Source organism: Bacteroidia bacterium, from assembly GCA_033391075.1.
Taxonomy (GTDB): domain Bacteria; phylum Bacteroidota; class Bacteroidia; order J057; family J057; genus JAWPMV01.
This window is the reverse complement of sequence record JAWPMV010000001.1, coordinates 6211988-6234962: the sequence shown is the minus strand read 5'-3', so window position 1 is coordinate 6234962 and position 22975 is coordinate 6211988. Positions and strand designations below refer to the sequence as shown.

Annotated in this window: 15 protein-coding genes; 8 read left to right on the top strand and 7 right to left on the bottom strand. The window is 43.3% G+C overall.

The window, feature by feature from the left end; translation table 11 throughout:
* Nucleotides 1-89: 89 nt before the first annotated feature.
* A complete protein-coding gene (locus R8P61_24920) occupies nt 90-5468 on the bottom strand; it encodes a PKD domain-containing protein (protein MDW3650341.1) in 5379 nt (1792 codons plus the stop codon).
* Between the two features lie 675 nt (nt 5469-6143).
* On the opposite strand from R8P61_24920, the gene R8P61_24915 reads away from it, so the two are divergent.
* The gene (locus tag R8P61_24915; GenBank protein MDW3650340.1) at nt 6144-10496 is read left to right on the top strand and encodes a PKD domain-containing protein; all 4353 of its coding nucleotides are present in this window, start codon (nt 6144-6146) and stop codon (nt 10494-10496) included.
* A gap of 59 nt (nt 10497-10555) precedes the next feature.
* Here R8P61_24915 and R8P61_24910 read toward each other — a convergent pair whose 3' ends face one another.
* Entirely contained in the window at nt 10556-11761 is a 1206-nt protein-coding gene (locus tag R8P61_24910; protein ID MDW3650339.1) for a DUF1501 domain-containing protein, read from the bottom strand.
* Nucleotides 11762-11791: 30 nt separating this feature from the next.
* A complete protein-coding gene (locus R8P61_24905) occupies nt 11792-13192 on the bottom strand; it encodes a DUF1800 domain-containing protein (protein MDW3650338.1) in 1401 nt (466 codons plus the stop codon).
* Nucleotides 13193-13355: 163 nt separating this feature from the next.
* Here R8P61_24905 and R8P61_24900 point away from each other — a divergent pair, with 163 nt between their 5' ends.
* The 3 genes from R8P61_24900 (at nt 13356) to R8P61_24890 (ending at nt 14908) form a co-directional block, all read left to right on the top strand.
* The gene (locus R8P61_24900; protein ID MDW3650337.1) at nt 13356-13622 is read left to right on the top strand and encodes a hypothetical protein; all 267 of its coding nucleotides are present in this window, start codon (nt 13356-13358) and stop codon (nt 13620-13622) included.
* Nucleotides 13619-14254: an endonuclease III gene (gene nth, locus R8P61_24895; protein ID MDW3650336.1), complete on the top strand. Its 636-nt coding sequence runs from the start codon at nt 13619-13621 to the stop codon at nt 14252-14254. Before R8P61_24900 ends, nth begins: the two co-directional genes overlap by 4 nt.
* A gap of 93 nt (nt 14255-14347) precedes the next feature.
* Nucleotides 14348-14908, top strand: a complete 561-nt coding sequence (locus R8P61_24890; protein MDW3650335.1) for a DUF2911 domain-containing protein — start codon at nt 14348-14350, stop codon at nt 14906-14908.
* 95 nt (nt 14909-15003) lie between these two features.
* Here R8P61_24890 and R8P61_24885 read toward each other — a convergent pair whose 3' ends face one another.
* Nucleotides 15004-16170: a DUF4105 domain-containing protein gene (locus R8P61_24885; GenBank protein MDW3650334.1), complete on the bottom strand. Its 1167-nt coding sequence runs from the start codon at nt 16168-16170 to the stop codon at nt 15004-15006.
* Nucleotides 16171-16232: 62 nt separating this feature from the next.
* The gene (gene pgi, locus R8P61_24880) at nt 16233-17882 is read right to left on the bottom strand and encodes a glucose-6-phosphate isomerase (protein ID MDW3650333.1); all 1650 of its coding nucleotides are present in this window, start codon (nt 17880-17882) and stop codon (nt 16233-16235) included.
* A 96-nt stretch (nt 17883-17978) separates the two neighbouring features.
* On the opposite strand from pgi, the gene R8P61_24875 reads away from it, so the two are divergent.
* Nucleotides 17979-18464: a hypothetical protein gene (locus R8P61_24875; protein MDW3650332.1), complete on the top strand. Its 486-nt coding sequence runs from the start codon at nt 17979-17981 to the stop codon at nt 18462-18464.
* Nucleotides 18465-18475: 11 nt separating this feature from the next.
* Complete coding sequence (gene ftcD, locus R8P61_24870; protein ID MDW3650331.1) at nt 18476-19510, top strand: glutamate formimidoyltransferase; 1035 nt, start codon at nt 18476-18478, stop codon at nt 19508-19510.
* On the opposite strand, the gene R8P61_24865 is transcribed toward ftcD, so the two are convergent.
* Together R8P61_24865 and R8P61_24860 are read right to left on the bottom strand one after the other, a co-directional pair.
* Nucleotides 19507-20028 (bottom strand): NADH-quinone oxidoreductase subunit J, encoded by a 522-nt coding sequence (locus tag R8P61_24865; protein MDW3650330.1) that lies wholly within the window; start codon nt 20026-20028, stop codon nt 19507-19509. The genes ftcD and R8P61_24865 overlap by 4 nt on opposite strands.
* Nucleotides 20018-20593 carry a DinB family protein gene (locus R8P61_24860; protein MDW3650329.1) on the bottom strand — a complete coding sequence of 192 codons (576 nt, stop codon included), beginning with the start codon at nt 20591-20593 and terminating at the stop codon, nt 20018-20020. Before R8P61_24860 ends, R8P61_24865 begins: the two co-directional genes overlap by 11 nt.
* A gap of 133 nt (nt 20594-20726) precedes the next feature.
* Here R8P61_24860 and R8P61_24855 point away from each other — a divergent pair, with 133 nt between their 5' ends.
* Nucleotides 20727-21644: a putative DNA binding domain-containing protein gene (locus R8P61_24855; GenBank protein ID MDW3650328.1), complete on the top strand. Its 918-nt coding sequence runs from the start codon at nt 20727-20729 to the stop codon at nt 21642-21644.
* A gap of 44 nt (nt 21645-21688) precedes the next feature.
* Complete coding sequence (locus tag R8P61_24850) at nt 21689-22975, top strand: S28 family serine protease (GenBank protein MDW3650327.1); 1287 nt, start codon at nt 21689-21691, stop codon at nt 22973-22975.

Here is a 22975-nt window from a genome sequence, read left to right as displayed (position 1 = left end):
AGAAGCATCATGATTTATTAAAGTAATAAAAGAAAAAGCCCGCAAGTGAATCACTTACGGGCAACTTCGTTAATGTGTATATATATTTCTTAGCGCATCAGGGTAATATTTCCTGTGTAGGTTTGATCACCAATTTGAACGGAATAGTAATAAACACCATCGTTTACCACATTTCCACCGGAATCAGTTCCCATCCAGGGCTTATCCTGCGCATCTGCTTCATAAAGAAGTCTTCCCCAACGGTCAAATACTTCCATTCTGAATAATTCTTTTCCGGTATAGCGAACGGTAAATCCATCATTTACTCCATCACCATTTGGAGAGAATACATTCGGGATCAGAAGGTCCGGAGCGAAGATATCATAATCACCCAGTGTAACAGTACTAACACAACCATTCTGATCTGTAACAGTCAGGCTTACAACATAGGTTCCGTCTTTCTGATAAACGTGAACCGGATTAGCATCTGTAGAGATACTTCCATCACCGAAGTCCCACAGCCAGTTGATGGCATTTTGTGAAAGATCAGTAAAGCTTACTGCTGCATCTGGGAGGCTTATCGAAGTTCCCGGAGCAGGATCAGAGCTAAAGTTAGCAAATCCACTGGCGGAGACATCAACCGTTGTTTGACTTGTAGTCGTTTCACAGCCTCCTACACCTACTGTGGTTAGGCTAACCGTATATTGACCTGCTGTATTATAGGTATGAGTCGGATTGGATTCATTGCTCGAGGCAGAACCATCTCCGAAGTCCCAGATAAAGCTTACAGCATTTTCAGAATTCTCAACGAAACTTACCGTCAGGCCTTCGCAACCACTGGTTTGTGTTGCAAAATAGTCGGCTTGTGGAGTTGGATTTACTATCAGGTCTATGGAAGCTTCATCAGAACAAGCACCTTCACTTACAGTAACTGTATAGGTAATGTCCGCTGATGGACTTGCAAATGGATTCTGGCTAGTAGGATCGTCGAGATCTACTGCGGGACTCCAACTAAAGTTGGCATTTCCGAGACCTCCTTCAGCAAATAACTGAATCACATCTCCTGCACAGAATTGAGTCGTATCAGCGCTCACTTTCGCTTCTACCTTTGGACTTACTGTAACGAGTACTTCATCCTCTGTAGGACAATCTCCAGCGATACTGGCTCTTACTGTATATCGGGTTGTTTGCGTAGGCGCAATCAGGATATTAGGTTCTGTTGGAGAACCGATGATTCCTGTACTTGGCAACCAGTCATAAACTACGGGTGATCCTGTTGGAGTAGTGAAGCTATGGGTAGCCATCAATGCGATGGTATCACCAGCACAAATAACTGTATCCTGTGAAAGGGCTTCCACTTCAGGAGTTGGTTCAACAGTAACAGTAATTGTAGCATCATCTGATCCACATCCAAAATTGGAGCTGGCAGATACTGTATAAGTAGTTGTTACATCCGGACTCGCAATAGGATTCGGAATATCCGGATCACTCAGCCCAATCGCTGGACTCCAGCTATAGATATAAGTTGAAGCATTTGGATCACCTGCCGCTCTTGCATCCAGTTGGACTTCTGAGCCAAGACAGATGGTTTCGTTTGCACCTGGATTGATAGTTGGTTGAGTTCCTACTACTACTTCTACCTGATCGGCATCCGAATCACAACCATTCGAAGTAACTACCAAAGAATACACGGTAGTGAATCCTGGTGTTACGGTAGGAGTCGGCGAAGTCGGATCATCGATGGTTCCGGCAGTTGCTGGTGTCCAGCTGTACGTATAGTCAGGACCACCACCACTTGCAAAGCCTTGCAATTGTACTGAACCACCTAAACAAATGGCAGTATCAATTCCTGCAGCAGCTACGGGTTTTGGAACTACGTTTACAGTAACTGTACTTAAGGTATCCAGGGTATTTACTTCAGAAGTACATCCATTGGCGGAGGTACCAACGAGGGTATAAATTGTCGTTTCTGTTGGTCGGGCAAATGGATTGGCCAGGTTAGGATTGTTCAGCCCTGTAGCTGGCGACCACTGATACATGACAGGCTCCGGAGCGCTATTGTCAGCAGCCAGGCCTCCTAGTATGAATTCACCGGGACCATCAGTACAAATAAATACATCAGGACCAGCATCCATTTTAGGCTTGGCTTTTACAATTACCCAAATACAAACTTCATCACTTGCACATCCATTTACATCTGTAACGGTCAGGCAGTAGCGAACAGAGTCAGCATCTTTACCTGTCAAATCTACATCTGGATTGGCAAATGGATCTTCTACACTGGTAGAGCTCAATCCACAATTAAGCGGATCATCACAAGTCCAGCTGTAGAAGAGAGGAGCTGTTCCTCCACTTGCAGTAGCCTGAATTTGTGCTCCACCATCTCCTTCACAGAACTCAACATCACCCGCTACACTTACTACCGGAGTAGGATTGATAGCAATGGATTGTGTACTGGAAGTGGTACAGCCTCTATAGCTTACCAAAAGAGTTACATCCTTGGTGCCTGGCGTAATGTACTCGATACATCCAGGATTTGGCAGAGGTGATCCCGGAGGAATCGCGCCTGGTCCGAAGTCCCAGGAATAAGATTGGTTTGGACCAATAGGCACTCCAGAGTAATTGAAGGTTACACAGTCATCACTACAGATGCCAGTGCTACTGGTCGTAAAGTCTGCAGATGGTTCAGGAACTACTTCGAAAAGTACTTCAGCCGTATCTCCCACACAACCTGCCCGGGTTACAACCAGGGTAACTCTCTTTGGTCCAACCTGAGAATAAGTAATCGCAGGAGGTTGAGCATCTGTGCTTACGGGGATAGAAGCATCTGTTCCGAAGAACCAGTTGTAGGTATCTACATTTGGATCTCCTGTATATTGGAAAGTAAAGCTGTTTCCGGAGAAACATTGATTCGGTACAGCAGAGATACTCGCTACCGGATCAGCATTTACATTGATATCTCTAGTAGTTACAGTCGATACACAGCCATTTTCCTGAACCTGTAGACTCAAGGTTCTCTGACCGGGAGTTGACCAGGTCAGGGTATATGGACCTGAACCTGTACCGCTGATAACGGTACCTCCTGCGAAGTTCCATGCATAAGAGGCTCCAGGGCTTGCTCCGCCAGTATAAACTGCCTGAACAATTCCATCTACACACATATCTGTAGCCAAATCAAAGGCAGAACTTGGAACTTCAAATACTTCTACCTGCTGGCTAAAGGATGCACTTGTACATCCATTTTGTTCAACTACCAGGGTAATAGTTTTGGTACCAGGCGTAGACCAGGTAACTCCAAACGGCCCTGCATTTCCTGTACCTTGTCCTCCATCCAGATCCCAGATGAAGTTGGTATTGGCTGGGTTTGCAGTTCCTGTATAAGTCAGGAAGGCTTGCTGATTTGCACAAACCTGTGGAGTGGCGGTAAAGGTAGAGGTAGGGATATCGAAAATCGTTACAAACTCTCTGGCTGTATCAGATTCACATCCATTTACATTTACCACCAATTTAATTTCTTTGACTCCAGGAGTTCCCCAGCTTACATTGTGAGGTCCTGGACCAGTGGTGATTCCCTGACCGCCGCCACTATACACCCAGGTATAAGTTGCGCCGGGAACTTGAGGTAGATTAAAGTTGACACTCACCTGATCGTTGATACAGGCGCTTCCGTCAGCTACAATATCAGCATCAGGAGTAGGAGTGTAAGTAACCGTAACCGTATCATTGGAAACACAGCCATTCAAATCAGAGACCTCCAGGAAGTAATCCAAAGGAATAGGAGCGTTTGTACCATTATTAAAAGAAACACCTGTTTGAGGAGTATTGGGATTAGAAGGGCCATCAAAGCCGATGCCTCCAAATGAACTCCACTGGTATGTCTGTCCATTGATAAAGGGAGTGCCTATGGTGCCTACTTCACCCGGACAAAGGGCAAAATCAGGCCCTCCATCAGCAATTGCTGTATTGGTCAGGTTCAAGGTGCCTACCGTGCTACTAACAATTCCAAAAGAATCGGTAACGGTAATCTGATAGGTATAAGTTCCAGGTCCAGGATAAGAGAAGTTGATAATCTTATCTGTACCACTCAAACCATTGGAACCAGACCATTGATAAGTGAAAGGAGGAACACCCCCACAAGGAATGGCTTCAAATTCCATATCGAAACAGTTGCTCAAGCGCGTATCAACAGTAGGTGTAACCCCTGCCGGGTTTGGAGCAACGTCTATTACTATAGTGTACTGGTTGATACCGAAAATCGGACAACCATCATCCTGCGCAGTAAGCAGGAAGGTATATCGACCGGGAGTAGTGGGTACCCAGGTAAATCTTGCAGTAGGAGGAGTGCTGGAAGAAATGGTGTCAACACCTACTGTTGGATTGGTTGCATCGGCAAATACTGCATCTGCAATGTTTCCGTTCCATGCCAGGATCCAGTTTTGGTTTGGATCTGGATCGGTCAGTGGCATATCAAATCTTACCAGATTACAAGCAGTAGCCTGGACGTCAAATCCATTGACTGTAATATTGCTGCTAAGATTTGTCAGAGAATCAACTACCGGGTTTACATTGGAAGTGTTGTTACAGTTAATTACTGTAAACTGGAAGTCTCTGGTTACCTGACCAATCAATTGTCCGTTTCTATATTCCTTAACAAGTACACAAAGTACCGCTACTTCTATAGATCCTGGGTTAGGAGTTACGGTAAGGTCTCCCGTTACAGGATCAAGTGAAATATTCCAACTTGCTCCCAGAGGTTGCTGAGGATTATATCCAGGTGCATAGTTTACGGGGATGTTGTTGTCATCTAGGCAAGAAGTTAATTCATACGCTAGCGAGTCTCCATCTATATCCGTTGCTTCCTGATTAAAGGTGAAAGCTTGACCTACACAAAGGTATGGTACAGGCGGTACAGCGAAGCTTGGCGAATTGTTACAAGGAACAATTGCTGTATTGATAGTAGTGCTTCCTGTAAAGATTTCCTGACCACCAGGATTGGTAACATTGGTAATCGCATTATTTCTACAGCAACCGGACCACTGAATAGTGTATTCATCACAGTTGGTGTTACAAAAGTCATAGTCTCTATAATAGCGAGCCTCTCCAACACCTGGGAGAACTGCAAAATTATCTTCACACTGCGTTTGGACAGTGGGACAAACCGGAGTTACCTCAACCCAGTCAACCAATACCCAGTTCCCAATCGGAGCGGGAGCATTACAAAAAGGGTTGGCAGGAGTCGGAATGCCTGTAAATCCAAAATCAAAATCAGAAGGAGCCGGTGGAGCGGTTCCTGCCGAGATAGGAGTATATGCACCCGTCAACGCACCGGAACAATCATAGTAGGTACTATGATATATTCTATATGTACAGGTCCCCATACATTCATAGGAAATGTCAACTCCCATGAAGTGCGTCGCGCTGAGGTCAATACATTGAAATAAAATGAATACGGTTAGGATGCAGCTCCGAAAAGCAGTAGAGAATCTCATGTTTTTTTCGTAAATGTTAGCTCATATATAAGCAGCGGTTAGCATATTAAACAAAAATAGGGATTTATATGGTCAATAAAAACCAATCCCCGCCTTTAGTTGGAGCTACTTGAGCGAAAATTTAAAACAAATATCCGGACTAAAATGGGTATGCGAGCTTGCGAGTGAGGATAATATAACGAAAATAAGGAATATTCCTTTATTGTAAAAATCAATCTTTCATTCTGATGTAAATAATTGATTTTTAGATACTTATAGGCTAGATAGGGGAAGTGCTTGTTTTGGTTCGTCTGTCTGGGGATGCCTTGAGTAGAGTTTTGCCTGAAGTGGTCTTCCAATTTTACAGCTTTTGTAAGCGAAAAAATAAATATGCTACGATAAACTTCAAAGAAACGTAATTACTTTAGGTTGGGATGAAAATGGCAGTTGATAATTTGGGTAAAAATCAATGGATTAGGTCCATTTTTTTTACTATTTTAGCACATTCATTACATGCTCGATGGTAGGATTTTATGAGCTTATGAGGAAAGCTTCGAGCATACTTCACACCCGATTTAGACCCTAATAATTTGAAATCTTAGAATCTCAAATGGCTGAGCATTTTGCCTGTCCTTAATGGGGTTTGTATTAGAATAAGACATAAGAAGATAAGAGCCTTAGTAAACCCATACACAAATGCGAAAGAATTTTTACGCTACTTTTCTATTCTTTATCAGTTTTTTGGGCCTTCTGAATCAGGCGAATGCAACTCACCTGATGGGGGTGGATATCACCTATGAATGTATAGGCCCATGTACTTATAGAATCATTCACAAAAGCTATTATGATTGTACGGGTGGAGCTTTCTCCAGCTTTTTACCTGTTATCCCTACCAATCAGCCAACCTCTGCAGGTGCATCAGGTCTGGCCGCTCTTGCGGGATTGACGATAACAGGAAATGCAGGATGTCCTGCTCCTACGGCTCTGGGTGCCGGTTGGAATTTGGAAAGCCTTTCAGAGGTAACTCCTCTTTGTCCGGATGTTTTGGTACCCATGCCCGGAGTACCTTCAGTTACCGGTTGTGATGGGACAAATCCTAATCCTACGATCAATGGAGTTGCTGAGCTTGTAATGTTTAGGGATTACAACTTCTGTAATGTGCCAGGCACCTGCGACAATTATACCATTAGCTGGGATGTTTGCTGCCGTAATGCAGTGATTACTTCTCTGACAAATCCCTCTGGTAGTGGTATTGCATCAAACTCTACGATCATCAATCCTTCTTTGGCCACTTGTAACAGTTCTCCTACTTTTAGTAATAAACCAGTACCCTATATCTGTGAAGGACAGGATTTTACTTTCAACCAGGGAGCTATAGATCCAGATGGTGATTCTCTTTCCTATGAATTAGGAGATTGTCTGGATAATACCTTCGTTCCTGTTGGATACGGTGGAGGCTATACTTCTCAACAACCTCTGGGTACTACCTGGGATGTAAATATTAACCCGCTGACCGGGGATGTTTCCATGTTGCCAAATCCTTCTGGTATCCAGGTTACTGTGGTTATTTGTGTGGTGGTGAAAGAATGGAGGAATGGAAATTTGATCAATGAAATTACCCGGGATATGCAGATTACTGTTATCCCAAACTGTCAACAGGCAAACCCGATTACAGGTGGAGTGCAGAATATGGGAGTTGGTCCATCTACGGTTCCAGCCAATCCATTATCCTTTAATGAGGTTCGAACCTGTGCCGGTGCAGAGACTTGTTTTGATATTCCTGTAATTAGCCAGGATCCAAGCTTTACCTATGAAATCAGATGGAACCAGGGGATTCCCGGAGCTAGTTTTTCGGATGCCAGTAATCCTGCTGTTCAAAATATTATAAGTGGTGCCAATCCGGTAGGACGCTTTTGCTGGACCCCTCCCGTGGGTACTGAAGGAGCCTTCTTCTTTGTAGTTTCTGTAAAAGATGATGCCTGTCCCATTCCCGGATTCAACCAGTTCACGATCATTGTCTATGTGGAGGATGTGCATGAATTGTCTGATGCATTGATTACTCCCCTAGGTTGTAATGAAATGGAATTGAGTGTAACTCCTCGTTCATCGCTTCCAAGTCCTTATGCCAATATATTTACTACAACTACCTGGTCTGGAAATGGAAACCTGAACCGGAATCCCAATGTCAATCAAGAGACCTTTACACACTTATATCCTGCTCCTGGTAGTTACTTTACCAATGTATTGATTCAGGATACCCTGGGTTGTACAAGTTCTATCAGTGGAGTAGCAAATCTGACAACAGGAGTAACAGCTGATGCTGGACCCGACCTTACCCTTTGTTCCAACTTTACAACTCAGTTAGGAACACCTGCCATACCGGGACAAAGCTATGCCTGGACTCCTAATGCTTCTATCGATAATCCTACTATTGCTCAACCTACCTTTAGTTTTCCTAATAATGGAAGTGGCCAAACCAGCACGGATTATACAGTTGAAGTAACAGACGGAACGTGTAATACCTTTGATTATGTAACCGTAAATGTTAATCCTTCTCTGAGCACAGCCATCAGCCCTACAGTTCCCAAGATATGTAAAGGAGATAGTATAGATTTGGTGGCATCCAATAACCTGGGATCAGGTAATACCTTCCTTTGGAACACAGGAGATACTTCTGCAACGATCAGAGTTGGTCCGGATATCAATACTACTTATTCAGTTGTATCTTTTAATAGTGGATGTGCAAGTACGCCCGTCTTCGTGAATGTTGAGGTGCAAGAGGGACCGACAGCTGTGATTGGTGGAGACTTTGGAATCTGTCCGGGTTCTTCCACTACCCTTACAGCATCTGGTGCGGATAGTTATACCTGGAGCGCTGGAGGATTTACCAGTCCTTCGATTACCCTCGCAGGAATTTCTCAGGACTCTAGTATCTATGTGATCGGATATGATGATATTGGTTGTCCGGGAGATACGGTCTTTGGTACTGTCAATGTATTGCCGGAGCCTGTAGCTGATTATACGACAAATATCGTCTGTGAAGGAGGACAAACCATCTTTACAGATAATACAACTTTGGCTAATGGGAACCTGGTTTCCTGGTCCTGGGATTTTGGAGATGGAAGTCCCATGGATATCAATCAGAACCCCAATCATGTTTACACCAGTCCTGGTAATTATCAGGTGAATCTGGAGGTGACTTCTGACAGAGGATGTCAGAGTACCATATCCAATCAGGTAACAGTAAATCCCTCTCCTCAGGTTGATTTCACCTTTACCAATGTATGTGAGGATAATCCTAATCTCTTTTTGGATGTAAGTACGATTAGCTCAGGAAGTATCGCTAACTATACCTGGAATTTCGGAGATGGAACTCCTTCTCAGATCGGAGCCAATGTATTGCATGAGTATAATGACTTTGGTTTTTATAATGCAACGCTGACCGCAACCTCTGATCAGGGCTGTGTCAGTGCCTTTACCCAGACCGTATTTGTAAGTCCAATACCGGTAGCCAGCTTCGATGTAGTGAGTGCCTGTATCGATAGTATTGTCCTTGTATCTACTTCCTCAACCGTAGCTGGACAATTGGACTTTATCGCTACGCATGAATGGGATTTCGGAGATCCAGCAAGTGGAGCTAATAATACCAGCACTGAGGTTAATCCTGTACACATATACAGCGCTGCTGGATTTTATACCATAACTCTTACGGTAACTACCGGAAATGGATGTATCAATACGATTCAACGTCAAATCGAAGTGTTTGATGAGCCTGTAGCTGATTTCGTACCGGATCAAACCTGTGAAAATCTTGCCGTTGTTTATCAGAATCAAACAGCCATTGGTTCAAATACTCCCATCGAATATACCTGGTGGGATTTTGGAAATGGTCAAACAGATATAAGCGAAAACGGGACTACCAATTATGTTGATCTGGGGCCTGGAATTTATGATGTAACCCTCGCAGTTCGCTCTTCGGCTGGTTGTGTAGATACGGTTACCAAAGCCATTACGATTGATCCTGCTCCTGAGCCTCGTTTTGTTTCAGATGCTGTTTGTCTGGAGGAAGTGGCGATGTTCAATTCGGATGCATCCAGTATCGTTTCTGGTAGTATCGCTTCTTATAACTGGAGCTTTGGCGATCCTGCTACTTCCAGCTCTACTGATCCAAACCCAAGTTTCACCTATACAGCACCCGGAACCTATAGGGTCCAAATGGAATTAACTTCAGATTTGGGCTGTGTTGCCAGTGCCTTTGGAGATGCCATTGTGTTTGAGCTTCCTCGTATTCTTGAAGTAATCGAAGAAACGGTTTGTTTTGGTGATCCTGCCAATTTGCGTGTAACAGCAGAACCCGGAGTTATCATCAATTGGTATTTCAACCAATCGGATACGGAACCTTTCCATAGAGGAAATGCCTATGTGACTCCTCCTTTGCCTTTCCAGACTACCTATTATGTAGCTGCTGAATCCGAGCAAGGATGCCTCAGCCAAAGACAGCCCATCAATGGCTATGTCTACAATGATGAGGAATTGAGTATTGTAACAAATGAAGATGTAGTCGAGCTTCCGCTTGCCTTAATCAACTTCCAGGCTAACTCTACCATCGGTATTGATTCCTGGTCCTGGGATTTCGGAGATGGAAATACGTCCAATGAAACGGCTCCTTCTCATGAATATAAGTATCCGGGTAAATTCTTGGTTACCCTTAAAACTGTAGATATCAATGGCTGTGAGTTGACAATAACTAAGGTGATCGAGGTGATCAAAGTTGTGAATATCTCCATGCCGAGTGCATTCTCGCCAAATGGAGATGGATTCAACGATTTCTACAAGATTGGGCATTATAAATTGAGTCAATTCAATTTCCAGGTCTTCAATCGTTGGGGACAGATGGTTTATGAAACAGAAAATCCTGATTTTGAATGGGATGGAAGAACCCTGGATGGTAAAATGGCTCAGGAAGGTGTGTATGTGTATGTGATGAGAGCCCTTGATTTTGAAGGAGTAAAGATCGATCAAAGTCGAACAATTACGATCACAAAATAGAAATGATATATACCAAAAGGCCCGATCTCAGAAGAGATCGGGCCTTTTATTATTAGGAGCTAAACGACTTTAAGTTTCTTAAAACTTTCCCCTAAAATCCCCTCCGAATCTACCTCCAACCAATTGTCTAATAAAGAGGCATATACTCTTCGAAAATCAATCTCAAATTTCAAGTCTCCTTTATCGAGTTCTTTAAGATTGGGAGCTTTGTTATAAACCCCAGCCTTTTTCAGATCCCCACCCATCAGAAAGAGATTGTTGGCCGTTCCGTGATCTGTTCCTCCGCCAGCATTTTGCTTTACCCTTCTGCCAAATTCAGAGAAAGTCATGATCATAACATCCTTGAATCGATCATTCTTCTTCAAATCTTCGACAAAAGCTGAAATACCTTTGTCATATTGCTCAAGGAGTCTGGCATGCTGTCCTTTTTGATTTACATGGGTATCAAAACCGGAATGGGAAACATAGTAGACCCGGGTATTGCTGCCGGAAATGATGAGTTCGGAAATGGTTTTGAGTCGCTTCCCAAACTTATTGGCCGGATAAGAAGCCCAGGATTTATAAATCTTGGATTTTTCGTGCAGATATTTTGCGGAAGAACTAGCCTCAATCAGGGTTTTGTGGAGGTAATCGATATTGGGATGATCTTCATGCTTTTGCTGTGGCTGTTTGGCCAATACCTGGATAAAGGGATCGCGCGTAGCCTGAAACAGAGTTTTGGGATTATTCGTAGCCAGGCCTTTGATTTGCTTTCCTTTTAAGGCAAGACTAAGGCTGTCTGAAAGTTCTATGGCCGAGTGAGGGCTAATGTTCCCCTTATCACAGGCTGAGTCGAGAAATCGGCCGATCCATCCACTTTGCAAATACTGATCGGAACGACTGGCGCTGTGCCAAATGTCCATGGATCGGAAATGCGAGCGATTGGGATTGGGATAGCCCACGCTATTGATGACACTGACTTCCCCTTCATCATATAGATTCATCATTCCTTCCAGGGAAGGGTGGAGTCCTAGCTCATCATTCATCTGCAAAACTTCTTCTTTAGCCAATCCTAGTTTGGGTCGATTTTCATAGTAAATATCATTTCTGAAAGGAACCACCGTATTCAATCCATCATTGCCTCCTGAAAGTTGGATTACGACTAAGACCTTGCCTTTGGTAGAAGAAGCAAAATCAGCCTTTCCGGTGCTTTTTAGGAAATTGGGTAAGAGAACTGAGGCCGAAGCCAGGGAACTTATTTTTAAAAAATCTCTGCGATTTGACATGTCTATTTTTTCTGTGTTGTAAAGAAGGAGTTAGCAGCTCTGAAATTCGGGCAAAGCCATGCATCGAATGAAGAGGGTCTTGATCAAACTTTCCCTGTCATTATTATCTGCAAAGTCTCTCATGGCTTTTAGGTCAATTCTATCTTTGGGCGAAAGAATGAGGCTGTTGACGATAGCTTCTGCCAAGTCTTTTGTCGGAACATTGCGAAAATGTTTCAGGATGGGTCTCCAATTTGCATGTGCTTTTTGTCGTTTGGGTACCCAGACTTTATTATCCTCAACTCCCATGCTTTCATATTCCGGATCCACTTCAATGTCAAATTCATCCATGCCAAATATGATGCCCGGCAGACGCATGCGGATCATGAGCGAGCTACTATCGATCCATTCTGTTGCGTGGGGCCATCCGGCTACATTGGGCGGATTGAAAAGCATTTGACCCAAAAGGCGCTGATTTTGAAGGAGAAAGCGTTCGTTTCTCATTTCAATGTCGAGCAAACGCTTATAACTGACAATCAGTTCGACTGGCGATTTGATCAGACATCCCCGATTCTTTTCTTCATAAAACCAGTCCGAAAGAAAGATATTAAGTAAGAGGGTGCTAATATCATAGTCGCTCTTGTAAAACTCTTTGGCGAGTTTTTTTACGATTTTCTCATCCACAATGGGATTCACGAAATACTGATAGACTTTTCGGGTGATGAACTCCGCGCACTCCGGTTTGTCCAGAATCATATCGATGATTTCTTCTCCGCTAAAATTGCCTTTCTTTCCCATGAAGGTCTTTTCTCCGAAATCATGCTGCTTCCTGTTAAATTCATACTGCCCCCTCCGATTGGTTTTCCAACCGGTAAATGCCCGTGCTGACTCCTTGATGTCCTGCTCTGTATATTTCCCTTCTCCCAAAGTGAATAGCTCCATAACTTCGCGAGCGAAATTTTCATTGGGAGCTTTTTTGGTATTCTGTTGGTTGTTGAGGTAAATGAGCATGGCTGGATCCTTGGCGATGGCATGCAACATTTTCCGGAAGTTGCCCAGTGCATGTTTGCGGAGGGTATTGTTCTGGACCTGCATCAGCCAGGAGATCTTGACATGGGTGGCAAAGTGATTGTGCCAAAAGAAAGTCATGCGCTCCCGAAGCTGTCCGGGATCAGTCGCCATCTTATCCATCCAGTGTAAATTGAGTTTCTGGAGTTGCTGGAAAGATTTGACGAAAAGGACTGCGAGCTTGAGGTCCTTGACTTCTTTATCGGAACGACCTTTAAGGGGATCTGAGATGAAACCTAGCTGCGAAACCTTTTCAGAATCTCTGAATAGTTCCTCTACCAGTTTGGGGATGCTACTGCCCTCTTTCTTTGCCAGTTCATCGGGTCTTAGCCCAAAGCCTGCACGCTGATAGAGGTGCTGTATTTGTTGTTGTTTAGCTATCATACCTTGACGTGTGTAGTGGATAGACTATGAGAGTTTAGAAAGGTTTAATCTAATTTCTGAATTTATTGAGGTCAATATGTAACTTAGGGCTATGATTCTCCAATGGTTCATAGCTGCAGCATGTGTACTCGAGATCCTTCGGATATTTTTATTGTCCAGGGATATGCGAAAGTTAGCGCTGGAAAAGGGAGAAGAACCCCTCATTTGGAGTATTTATACGGTTGTTTTGTGGGTGGGAGTTGAATTGGCGGTACTTTATGTTTGGTACCTCAATTTTGGCTATAACCTGAGCATCGTTGCAGGGGTGATTTTGGGAATACTTGTAGCACGTGTTCTCTTTTATTTTTTGAAAAGAAATTTGGAAAACAGAGGGGAAGATGGATTGGAGGAAATGATAGAGGAGATTGGTTCAACAGAAAATAAAGCATGAATAAAAAGGAAAAAGCACATTTTGTTATAGAGAAACTCGAAGCACTTTATCCTGAAACTCCAGTCCCACTCGACCATCAGGATCCCTACACTTTATTGATAGCAGTTCTCCTCTCGGCTCAGTGTACAGACATCCGTGTAAATCAGATCACGCCTCTTTTATTTGAAAGAGCAGACACTCCTCAGGCCATGATCGGACTGGAGGTAGATGAAATCAGACAAATCATCAGACCTTGTGGCCTTTCGCCCAGGAAATCAAAAGCTATCTCAGAGCTATCCCATATCCTGTTAGATAAACATAAGGGAATCGTTCCGCAAAGTTTTGAGGATTTGGAAGAATTGCCCGGGGTAGGACATAAAACAGCTTCGGTCGTGATGTCTCAGGCATTTGGGGTTCCGGCATTTCCGGTTGATACTCACATTCATCGTTTGATGGATCGCTGGACCTTGAGCACAGGGAAAAACGTCGTGCAAACAGAGAAAGATGCCAAGCGACTTTTTCCCGAAGAAAAATGGAACAAACTTCATTTGCAGATCATCTTTTTTGGAAGAGAATATTGTCCTGCACGTGGCCATAAACCTACAGAATGTCCGATCTGTAGTGTCATTGGGAGAAGAACTATGTTCAAATAGACTTCCCGATTCTTTCAAAAATGTGATGTATATTGCGATGGATTAAAACTATCCGAAAAGCTAAACTAAACGCAAACAATTCTAATTTCCGATATGAGTACGCGACGTATTATTTTACTCCTTATCCTGGGCATCGTCCTCGCCTTTGGAGGCTATATTGCCTACACATTAGCTACTACAAGAAATCATAGTCCTAAATCTACTGCAGAGTATTCTAAAGAAGGACTGGAAATGTCTGTGGTATATTGCCGTCCCTTTAAAAAAGGCAGATTGATCTTTGGTTCTTCTGCTGATGGTGCTCTTCAGCCTTATGGAGAGTATTGGAGAATGGGGGCCAATGAAGCCACTCAGATAAAAATCAATCAGACAGTAAACTTTGGGGGACAGGAATTAGGGGCTGGAGAATATGTAGTTTATGCTATTCCTGGAGAATCCAATTGGACCATCGGTCTCAATACTGAATTGGGAAGATGGGGAGCCTTTGAGGTTGACCATGAGTTGGATGTCATGCAAGTGGAAGTTTCTTCCGGAACTGCCAGTTCAGAATTTGAGCAGTTTACCATCGAATTTGAAGAAGTAGACGCTAATACGGTTCACATGAATCTGATGTGGGACAAAACCAAAGTGCCTGTGCCGATTGTAAGAAATTCCTGATCATTTCGCCGATCAATTATACAAAAAGGCGCCCCTGAGGCGCCTTTTTGTATTTTATAATAAACTCAATCTGGAAAAACAGAATCGAATCCTTTTCACGTCTTCACTTCTGCTGGCAGTTTTTTGAACAATATCCAGGCTCTCAAAGCGATGATGAGCAAAAGAGGGATAAAGGCTATGTGAAAAGCCTGAGGAATCACATACCAGCCTAGCAGTACCAATACGGCCATTCCCCCACTAATTATGAAATAGGTCTTTAACCAGGGAGCTTTATTTTTTCTAAACAGAAGAATTCCAGCCACCAGATGAGTAGGAAGAAACCATAGTAAATTCCAATTTTGTTTAGTGGCAATATGGTCTGTACCGAACCATAAAAAGAACAATAGCAAACCTCCGAGCCCCAGCACAGTAAAGAAAATCCCATCACCGATAAATCTCTTTTTGGCTAGTTCCCGATTTTTCCAACTAAAAAATCCCACAGCCAGCAAAGCAATAATACTTATGGTAAGCGGGGCCGTAAAAGGATTTCCTTTGGTGAGGGGAGAAGGTGCGTTATACAGATTCTGTTTATTGGCTACCAGAGCTTTCCCATTCTTTAAGCTGGCTCCACCAATCACAGAGGAAAGATAATCCGGATGAAAGGTCTGCTCCCAGGGAGTAGCTTTCACATCCACTACCGCCCCCAATGCAAGGTCAATCCCAAAATCCATCCAGGGACTTTCCATCAAATACTGATCGAGAATATTCCGAAAAGTAAATTCTGAGGGTTCGTCTTTATTGGGGATTATCAATTCTCCCTCCAATTCATTGTAGACTACATCTCTGATACGTGTGGCACAATTGTCAAAGAAAAAATCATAGAGATAAAAGCGATTCTCCGGTCGCATATTGTTTTCCAGAAAATCATAAATCCGCTGATTTTGAGCTGAATCCAAATCGAAAATCTGCTCATCAAAGGACCGCTGAAAATATTCGTAAGCATACTTGAATTGCGGATACTGATCCACATCCAGAAAATACATCAGATCCCGTTGAATAAATTTGGGGAGAAACATGGGATCCGAGAAATCGAAGGTCCCATATCCATACACCATATCTATTCGATTGAGAGGATCATAGACACGAATGGCACTATGCCCAAAAGCCGAGTAAATTTCATTTCCCGGTGCACAGGTAATGAGGCTAATCCTGGCTTGATTGGATAGGGGCCGAGCTGCCAGAAGCATCGGTAAAAAAAGGAGTAGTATGCTAAACTTTTTCATGATGTATATGCCTATCCTAAAAGTATATGCTAAACTCAAAAGGTTGTATATGGGGGTCAGAGCTAGCGCATTTTTTTGTACGCATTGATCAGCCCATTGGTCGAAACGTCATGGGTATTGACCGCGATACCGTCTTCCAGTTCCGGCAGGATCTTTTTGGCCAATTGTTTTCCCAGCTCAACTCCCCACTGGTCAAAACTGAAGATATTCCAGATGGCGCCCTGTACGAAAATCTTATGTTCATACATAGCAATAAGACTTCCCAGCGTACGGGGATTAAGTTCTTTGAAAAGTATGGAGTTGGTCGGCTTATTTCCCTCGAATACCTTGAAAGGAGTCAGAAATTCTATTTCTTTTTCACTTTTGCCCGCTTCCTTCAATTCTCCCACAACTTCTGCTTCGGTTTTCCCTTTCATCAAGGCCTCTGTCTGTGCAAAGAAATTAGCCATCAATTTTGGATGGTGATCACCGATAGGATTGTGGGAAACGGCAGGAGCTAGAAAGTCAGCAGGAATCATTTTTGTACCCTGATGAATCAACTGATAAAAAGCATGCTGTCCATTGGTACCTGGTTCTCCCCAAATGATCGGTCCGGTCTGATAAGAAACAGACTTGCCATCTCTGCCGACATACTTCCCATTACTCTCCATATTTCCTTGCTGGAAATAGGCCGGGAATCGATGCATGTATTGATCGTAAGGAAGGATAGCTTCTGTTTCTGCTCCGTAAAAATTATTGTACCAAATGCCAATCAGGGCGAGGATGACCGGAAGGTTTTCTTCGAAAGGTGTATTTCTGAAGTGCTCGTCCATAGCATGTGCCCCTTCCAGCAATTGCTTGAAATTGTCAAATCCAATGGTACAGGAAATGGACATACCGATGGCGGACCAAAGGGAATACCTTCCCCCTACCCAATCCCAGAAACCAAACATATTGGCGGGATCGATCCCAAATTCTTCTACTTTTTCCTGATTGGTAGAAAGCGCAATGAAATGATCTTTGATGAAAGAAGAATCGCTGGCAGTTTGCAGGAACCATTCGCGAGCAGACCTTGCATTGGTCATGGTTTCCTGGGTGGTGAAGGTCTTTGAAGCAATCATGAAAAGAGTAGTTTCCGGATCTACCTTTTTCAAAATCTCACTGATATGCGTGCCATCGACATTGGACACATAGTGTACCTCTATTCCCTCTTTCCAATAAGGCTTCAAAGCTTCAGTTACCATCACGGGACCCAGATCTGATCCCCCAATTCCGATATTTACAAGGGAAGTGATGGGTTTTCCTGTGAAGCCCTTCATTTCTCCACTATGGAGGCGATTGCTAAAAGCTTCCATGCGGTCCAGGACTGAATTGACCTCTTCCATGATGTTTTTTCCATTCACATGGATGGGGCGATTGCTTCTGTTTCTAAGAGCAGTATGAAGTACCGCACGTTTTTCCGTTTGGTTGATTATACCTCCGGCAAACATGGCGATGATGCTGTCGGCAAGCTCACATTCATCTGCCAGAGAAAGCAAAAGCGCGAGGGTCTCGGCTGTAATTATATTTTTCGAATAATCGAGGAGTATATCTTCAAATTGGAGGGAGAACTTCTCAAATCTTTTTGCATTTGAGTTGAAAAGATCTCGCATATGAGTCGCTTTCATTTGCTCAAAGTGCTGGGATAATTTTTCCCAACTACGGGTTGAGCCTGGGTTGATTTCATTTAGCATAGTTCAAAAGTATATAAGCTGCGGGCAAGTTATCATATAGCGAAGAGTTTTGCTATTTTGCCCGGGATTTGAAACAGAAAAATCTTGTAGCAAGATATGAAAGTGATAAGCGCAGAAATTGTCGACAAAACGATAGAATGGTTGGAATCTCCAGAGGCAGAATCCGAAATGGAAGGATTGATTGATAAGTTTGGAGACGAGCAGCCTTTATTGCTTGCCTACCTCATGAGTATGGGGGAAGGGGATCTCAATGAAGATGAACAGGAATTACTCCTCTTTCTTGGGACTTTTTTCTATAAGACTTATCAGGAAGCGGGATATGAAATCCCTCTTGTTTCGGAAGAACAATTGGAGGCACTGCGTGAAGATAATATTGCTTTGCTAGAAGCTGCGGAAAGTGCGCAGGGCAAAGATTTTGATCGAGTGTGGCAAAATGCGATAGAGGACTATCCTCAACCCGAACTTTTAGGCTTTTTACTGGAAACCCTGGAAGAGGAAGAGGGCTATGGTTTACGCGCAAAAAATGCCCTGATTATGCAAAGCTTTGGAAAGATTGCCCTGGATAGTTTGTCGCTAAGCTAATTACATCTCGCATGGCACTGATCGAATGTATTCCCAATTTCAGTGAGGGCCAAAATGCAGAAGTTATTGAGGCTATTGCAGCAAGTATTCGTTCTGTCGAAGGCGTAAAACTCCTGCACATAGATCCCGGACATTCTGCAAATCGTACGGTTATGACCTTTGCAGGGGAAGTTGAGCCGGTAGTGGAGGCCGCCTATCAGGCTGTAAAAACAGCGAGCAGCCTGATCGATATGCGAAAACATACAGGGACTCACCCTAGAATGGGAGCGGTTGATGTCTGTCCTTTGGTACCTATAAGCGGAATCAGTACAGAAGAACTTATCCCCTATGCCGAAACTTTAGCTAAGAGAATTGCAGAGGAACTTGGTATCCCTATATATCTGTATGAAGAGAATGCCCGAGATGAGGATCGAAAAAATCTTGCAAGAATCCGTGCTGGAGAATATGAAGGATTTCGAGACAAAATTAAGCTACCCGGATGGGAGCCTGATTTTGGGCCGGCTCAGTTCAATGCAAAATCAGGCCAAACCGTCTTGGGCGTCCGTAAATTTCTGGTGGCTTATAACATAAACCTGAAAACTAAATCGGTCAAAAAAGCCAATGCTATTGCTTTTGATATTCGGGAGATTGGCCGAGTGAAAAAAGTGAAAGGAAAAATCCAGAGAGATGAGGAAGGCAAGGCCCTCAGAATTCCGGGCATGTGTAAATCCCTTAAGGCGATTGGTTGGTTTATCGAAGAATATAAATTTGCACAGGTTTCCACCAATCTGACAGACCTTTCCCAATGTGCCATTCACGAGGCTTATGAGGCTGCTAAACTTTCCGCCGAAAAAAGAAAAATAAAAATAAGGGGTTCAGAACTCATTGGGCTGATTCCTAAAGAGGCTCTTTTAACTGCCGGTAAATTTTATGCAGAAAAGCTGGGAAAGCATATGACCGAAGAAAGAGAGTTTCTATTATATGCGGTTAAACAATTGGGATTGGACGACCTTGGCCCTTTTAACATAGAGGAAAGAGTGCTGGAGTATGTATGGGAAAAAAGCTAGGCTTTTTCTTTAGCGATATAAGCGGCTCCGATTAGTGCCAGCAAAAGCAAAATTCCCATTAGTTCAAAAGGAAGCAGGTAACTACTCAGCAATTGTTTTCCAATCATTTGTGGATTATCTAATCCACTTTCTACTGGACCACTATTTTGTATCCAGTCCAGATTTTCCCAATCCACCTGAAGAAAGACAAATAAGAGTACTGCTGCCGTCCCTATGCCAAGCAATGCTGAAGGAATACTCTGGTGCAAGGCAGTTTCAGCAAATCCCGAGATTCGCTTTCGGGTGAGCATGATTCCAAAGACCAGAAGGATGAGGATTCCCCCTACATAAACAATGAGTTGGGCAACGGCCAGTAATTCGGCTCCTGCAAAAATGAATATCGCAGCCACTCCAAAAAGCAGGGCAAATAAAAGAAAAGCGGCATAGATAAAGCGTTTACTCAGGGCAAGGCCCAGAGCTGCTCCCAGAGAAATGAGTGCAAATGCTGCGAAACTGATATGAAGGCCACTAAATTCCATTCATTTTATCAGGAAAGGCTCTGCGCGCATCCAGAACTTTTTCTGCCTGACGCAAATGCCTGAGTTGATGTTTCACCAGGATATCAAAGACTCCTTCAAGAGAATAAACCAGTTTCTTACTGGCTGGAGAATAAATAACAATTCCTTTCCCCAACTGATTCTTACTGCTTTCAAACATGGAAACCAGGGCTTCCTGTTCCTCCAGAAATTGATCTAAAATATTTTCCTCTACATTACTCAGATCCGGTTCCCAAACCGGAAAGGTTTTGGTTTTTCTGGGATTGTCCGGTTCGATGGCATTCAGGATTACCCGTTCAAAGAAATTGACCAGAAATTTAAATCTGCCCATAAAAGGTTTTTTGTATTCGCCCCTGTTTACCTTTTCAATATGCGGATAGAAACTTCGACTGATCTGAATCAGGTGATCTATATTTTGACCTACGCTCCATTTATCAGGATTGGGCTTCCAGTTAAGCCTGTCCTTGTCCAGTCCTTTGAACCTTTCCTCAAAAAGCCGGCTGTTTTCTCTTACGCCACTTACCCATTCTGCTAAACGATCTTCCATGTTAAATGCTCTTTTTTGACAATCGAAGCTAGTATTTTCATCTCGTTTTTCATACTAAATTCTATTTTCCTAATTTCAGAGATGAGATGAAACCAGGGGGACTCTCTTTCGTTCTCCCTTAGGAATTTTTGAAATGCCAGGAGAAATACGTGCATCCAAAGACAGCGACTTGATCAGCTTTCTTAAGAAGAATCCCATCTTCCAACAATTGTCGGAAGAAGAGTTAAAAGAACTCTGCTTTATTTCCCGGCTTAAAACCTATTCACAAAATGAACTGGTCTTTTCAGAGGATCAACCCGCGCACTACCTTTTTGTTGTGGCTGAAGGCAACTTTCAGCTAAATAGCCATAATCAGGACTATAAGGTTATGATGCCCGGAGAACTTTTCGGAGAAATTGGGATCATCAATAATTCTGTAAGATCGGGATCGGTGAGGGCGATTGAGGAAGCTTCTGTAGTTCAGTTGAGTGGAGAATCCCTCTACGATGCCTCCCAGATCTCTACGGAACTTGCCCTTAAAGTCACGCGTTTGCTGGCGAAAAGGATCACCGATTACCTGCGTACACGAGAGCAGGTTTCTTCTGCCGAACTCATAGAAGAAGGGGAAAAGGATTTTGTAGAATTCAAATCTACGATGCGGTTTAACCTGAAAAGTGGACAAAAAGACAAGGCTATGGAGATGGCGGTGCTCAAAAGTATGGCTGCCTTTTTAAATAGCCGGGGTGGGACCTTATTTGTAGGGGTAGATGATGAGGGCAATCCCATCGGTATTGAAAAAGACGGTTTTCCCAATGAAGACAAATATATGCTCCATCTGACCAATATGATCAAAAATCGAATGGGCAGCGAGCACTCTGATTTTATCAACTATGAGGTGATTCGGTATAAGGGCCACAATATCCTTCGGGTAGATTGTGAACCGGCTACCCAAGCTGTGTATATCAAAGATGGAGATAAGGATCATTTCTATGTTCGGGTCGGACCTTCTACCCTCAATATGCGGCTCAGTAAGGTTCATGACTATATCATGCAACGATTTGAAAATGAGTAAATTAACATTGTTATAGAAAGCCAGATTTTCAACCCAATCAAATCATGAGAAAGTTCATCCTCATTGCACTATCAATTATTCTTTCCCTTCCTGTATGGGCACAGTATCCGGAACTGGAACAAAAACTTTTCGAATTGCCGGATGTGAGTTTTAGTCGAATAGAAACGCCTACGGGTTATGGGGCTGCTTATCAACTCAAAGTAAAGCAACCTTTGGATCATACCGCTCCGGAGAAGGGACATTTTTATCAGAAAGTATACCTCTCTCACAAAGGCTATGATCGGCCCAATGTCCTTATTACAGAAGGCTATAATCGAAACAGCAATCGACTGTATGAGATTTCCTATTTGCTGGATGCCAATCAGATTGATGTAGAGCATAGGTATTTCGGGGAAAGCATGCCCGATGAATTGGATTATCAATACCTGAACCTCGAACAGGCAACTGCAGATTTACACAAAGTAAGAGAGATCTTAGGTCAGATTTACCAGGATGACTGGGTGAGTAGTGGGATCAGCAAAGGTGGCCAGACAACGATTTTCTATCGTTATTTCTATCCGGATGATGTTACCGTTAGTATTCCTTATGTAGCTCCTTTGAATCTTGAATATGAGGAGGAAAGAATCTATGAGTTTTTGGACAAGATTGGAACAGAGGAGTGCCGCCAGAAGATTTATACTGTACAGAAGCGTTTGTTGACCTATAGAAATGAAGTCTTGCGGATGTTGAAATGGTATAGCAAAGGTGCCAAGCTGAATTTCAATTACCTGGGTTTTGAAGAGGCCTTTGAATATACAGTACTCGAATATCCTTTTTCTTTCTGGCAATGGGGAGCAAAATGTGAGGATATCCCTTCAGAAACTGCTCCTTTAGAAGAAGTATTGGATCACCTTTTGTCGGTTTCCAGTCTTTCCTTTTTTGCGGATGGGGAAATTGAAGCCTATAGTTCGCACTATTATCAGGCAGCGGCTCAAATGGGATATTATGGATATGAAACGGAGGAATTTGAAGGTTTGCTGAAAGCTTTGCCTATGCAGCCACATCCCCATGCTGCCTTTACCCCCAATAAAATGAAAGTCGAATTTGATGGTTCTCTTTTGCCGAAAGTAGATAAGTGGATCAGAGAAGAAGGCAATAATTTCATCTATATCAATGGAGCCAATGATACCTGGTCGGCTACAGCGACCCTTCCTTCTAAAGAAACCAATTCGCTTTGGTTTTTCCTTGAGGGCAAAGATCATGGACAGGCGCGTATACGAAATATGAGTCCCCAGGAAAGAGGAAGAATGGTGGAAGCCCTGGAGAAATGGCTAGAGATGGAAATTGAGTAA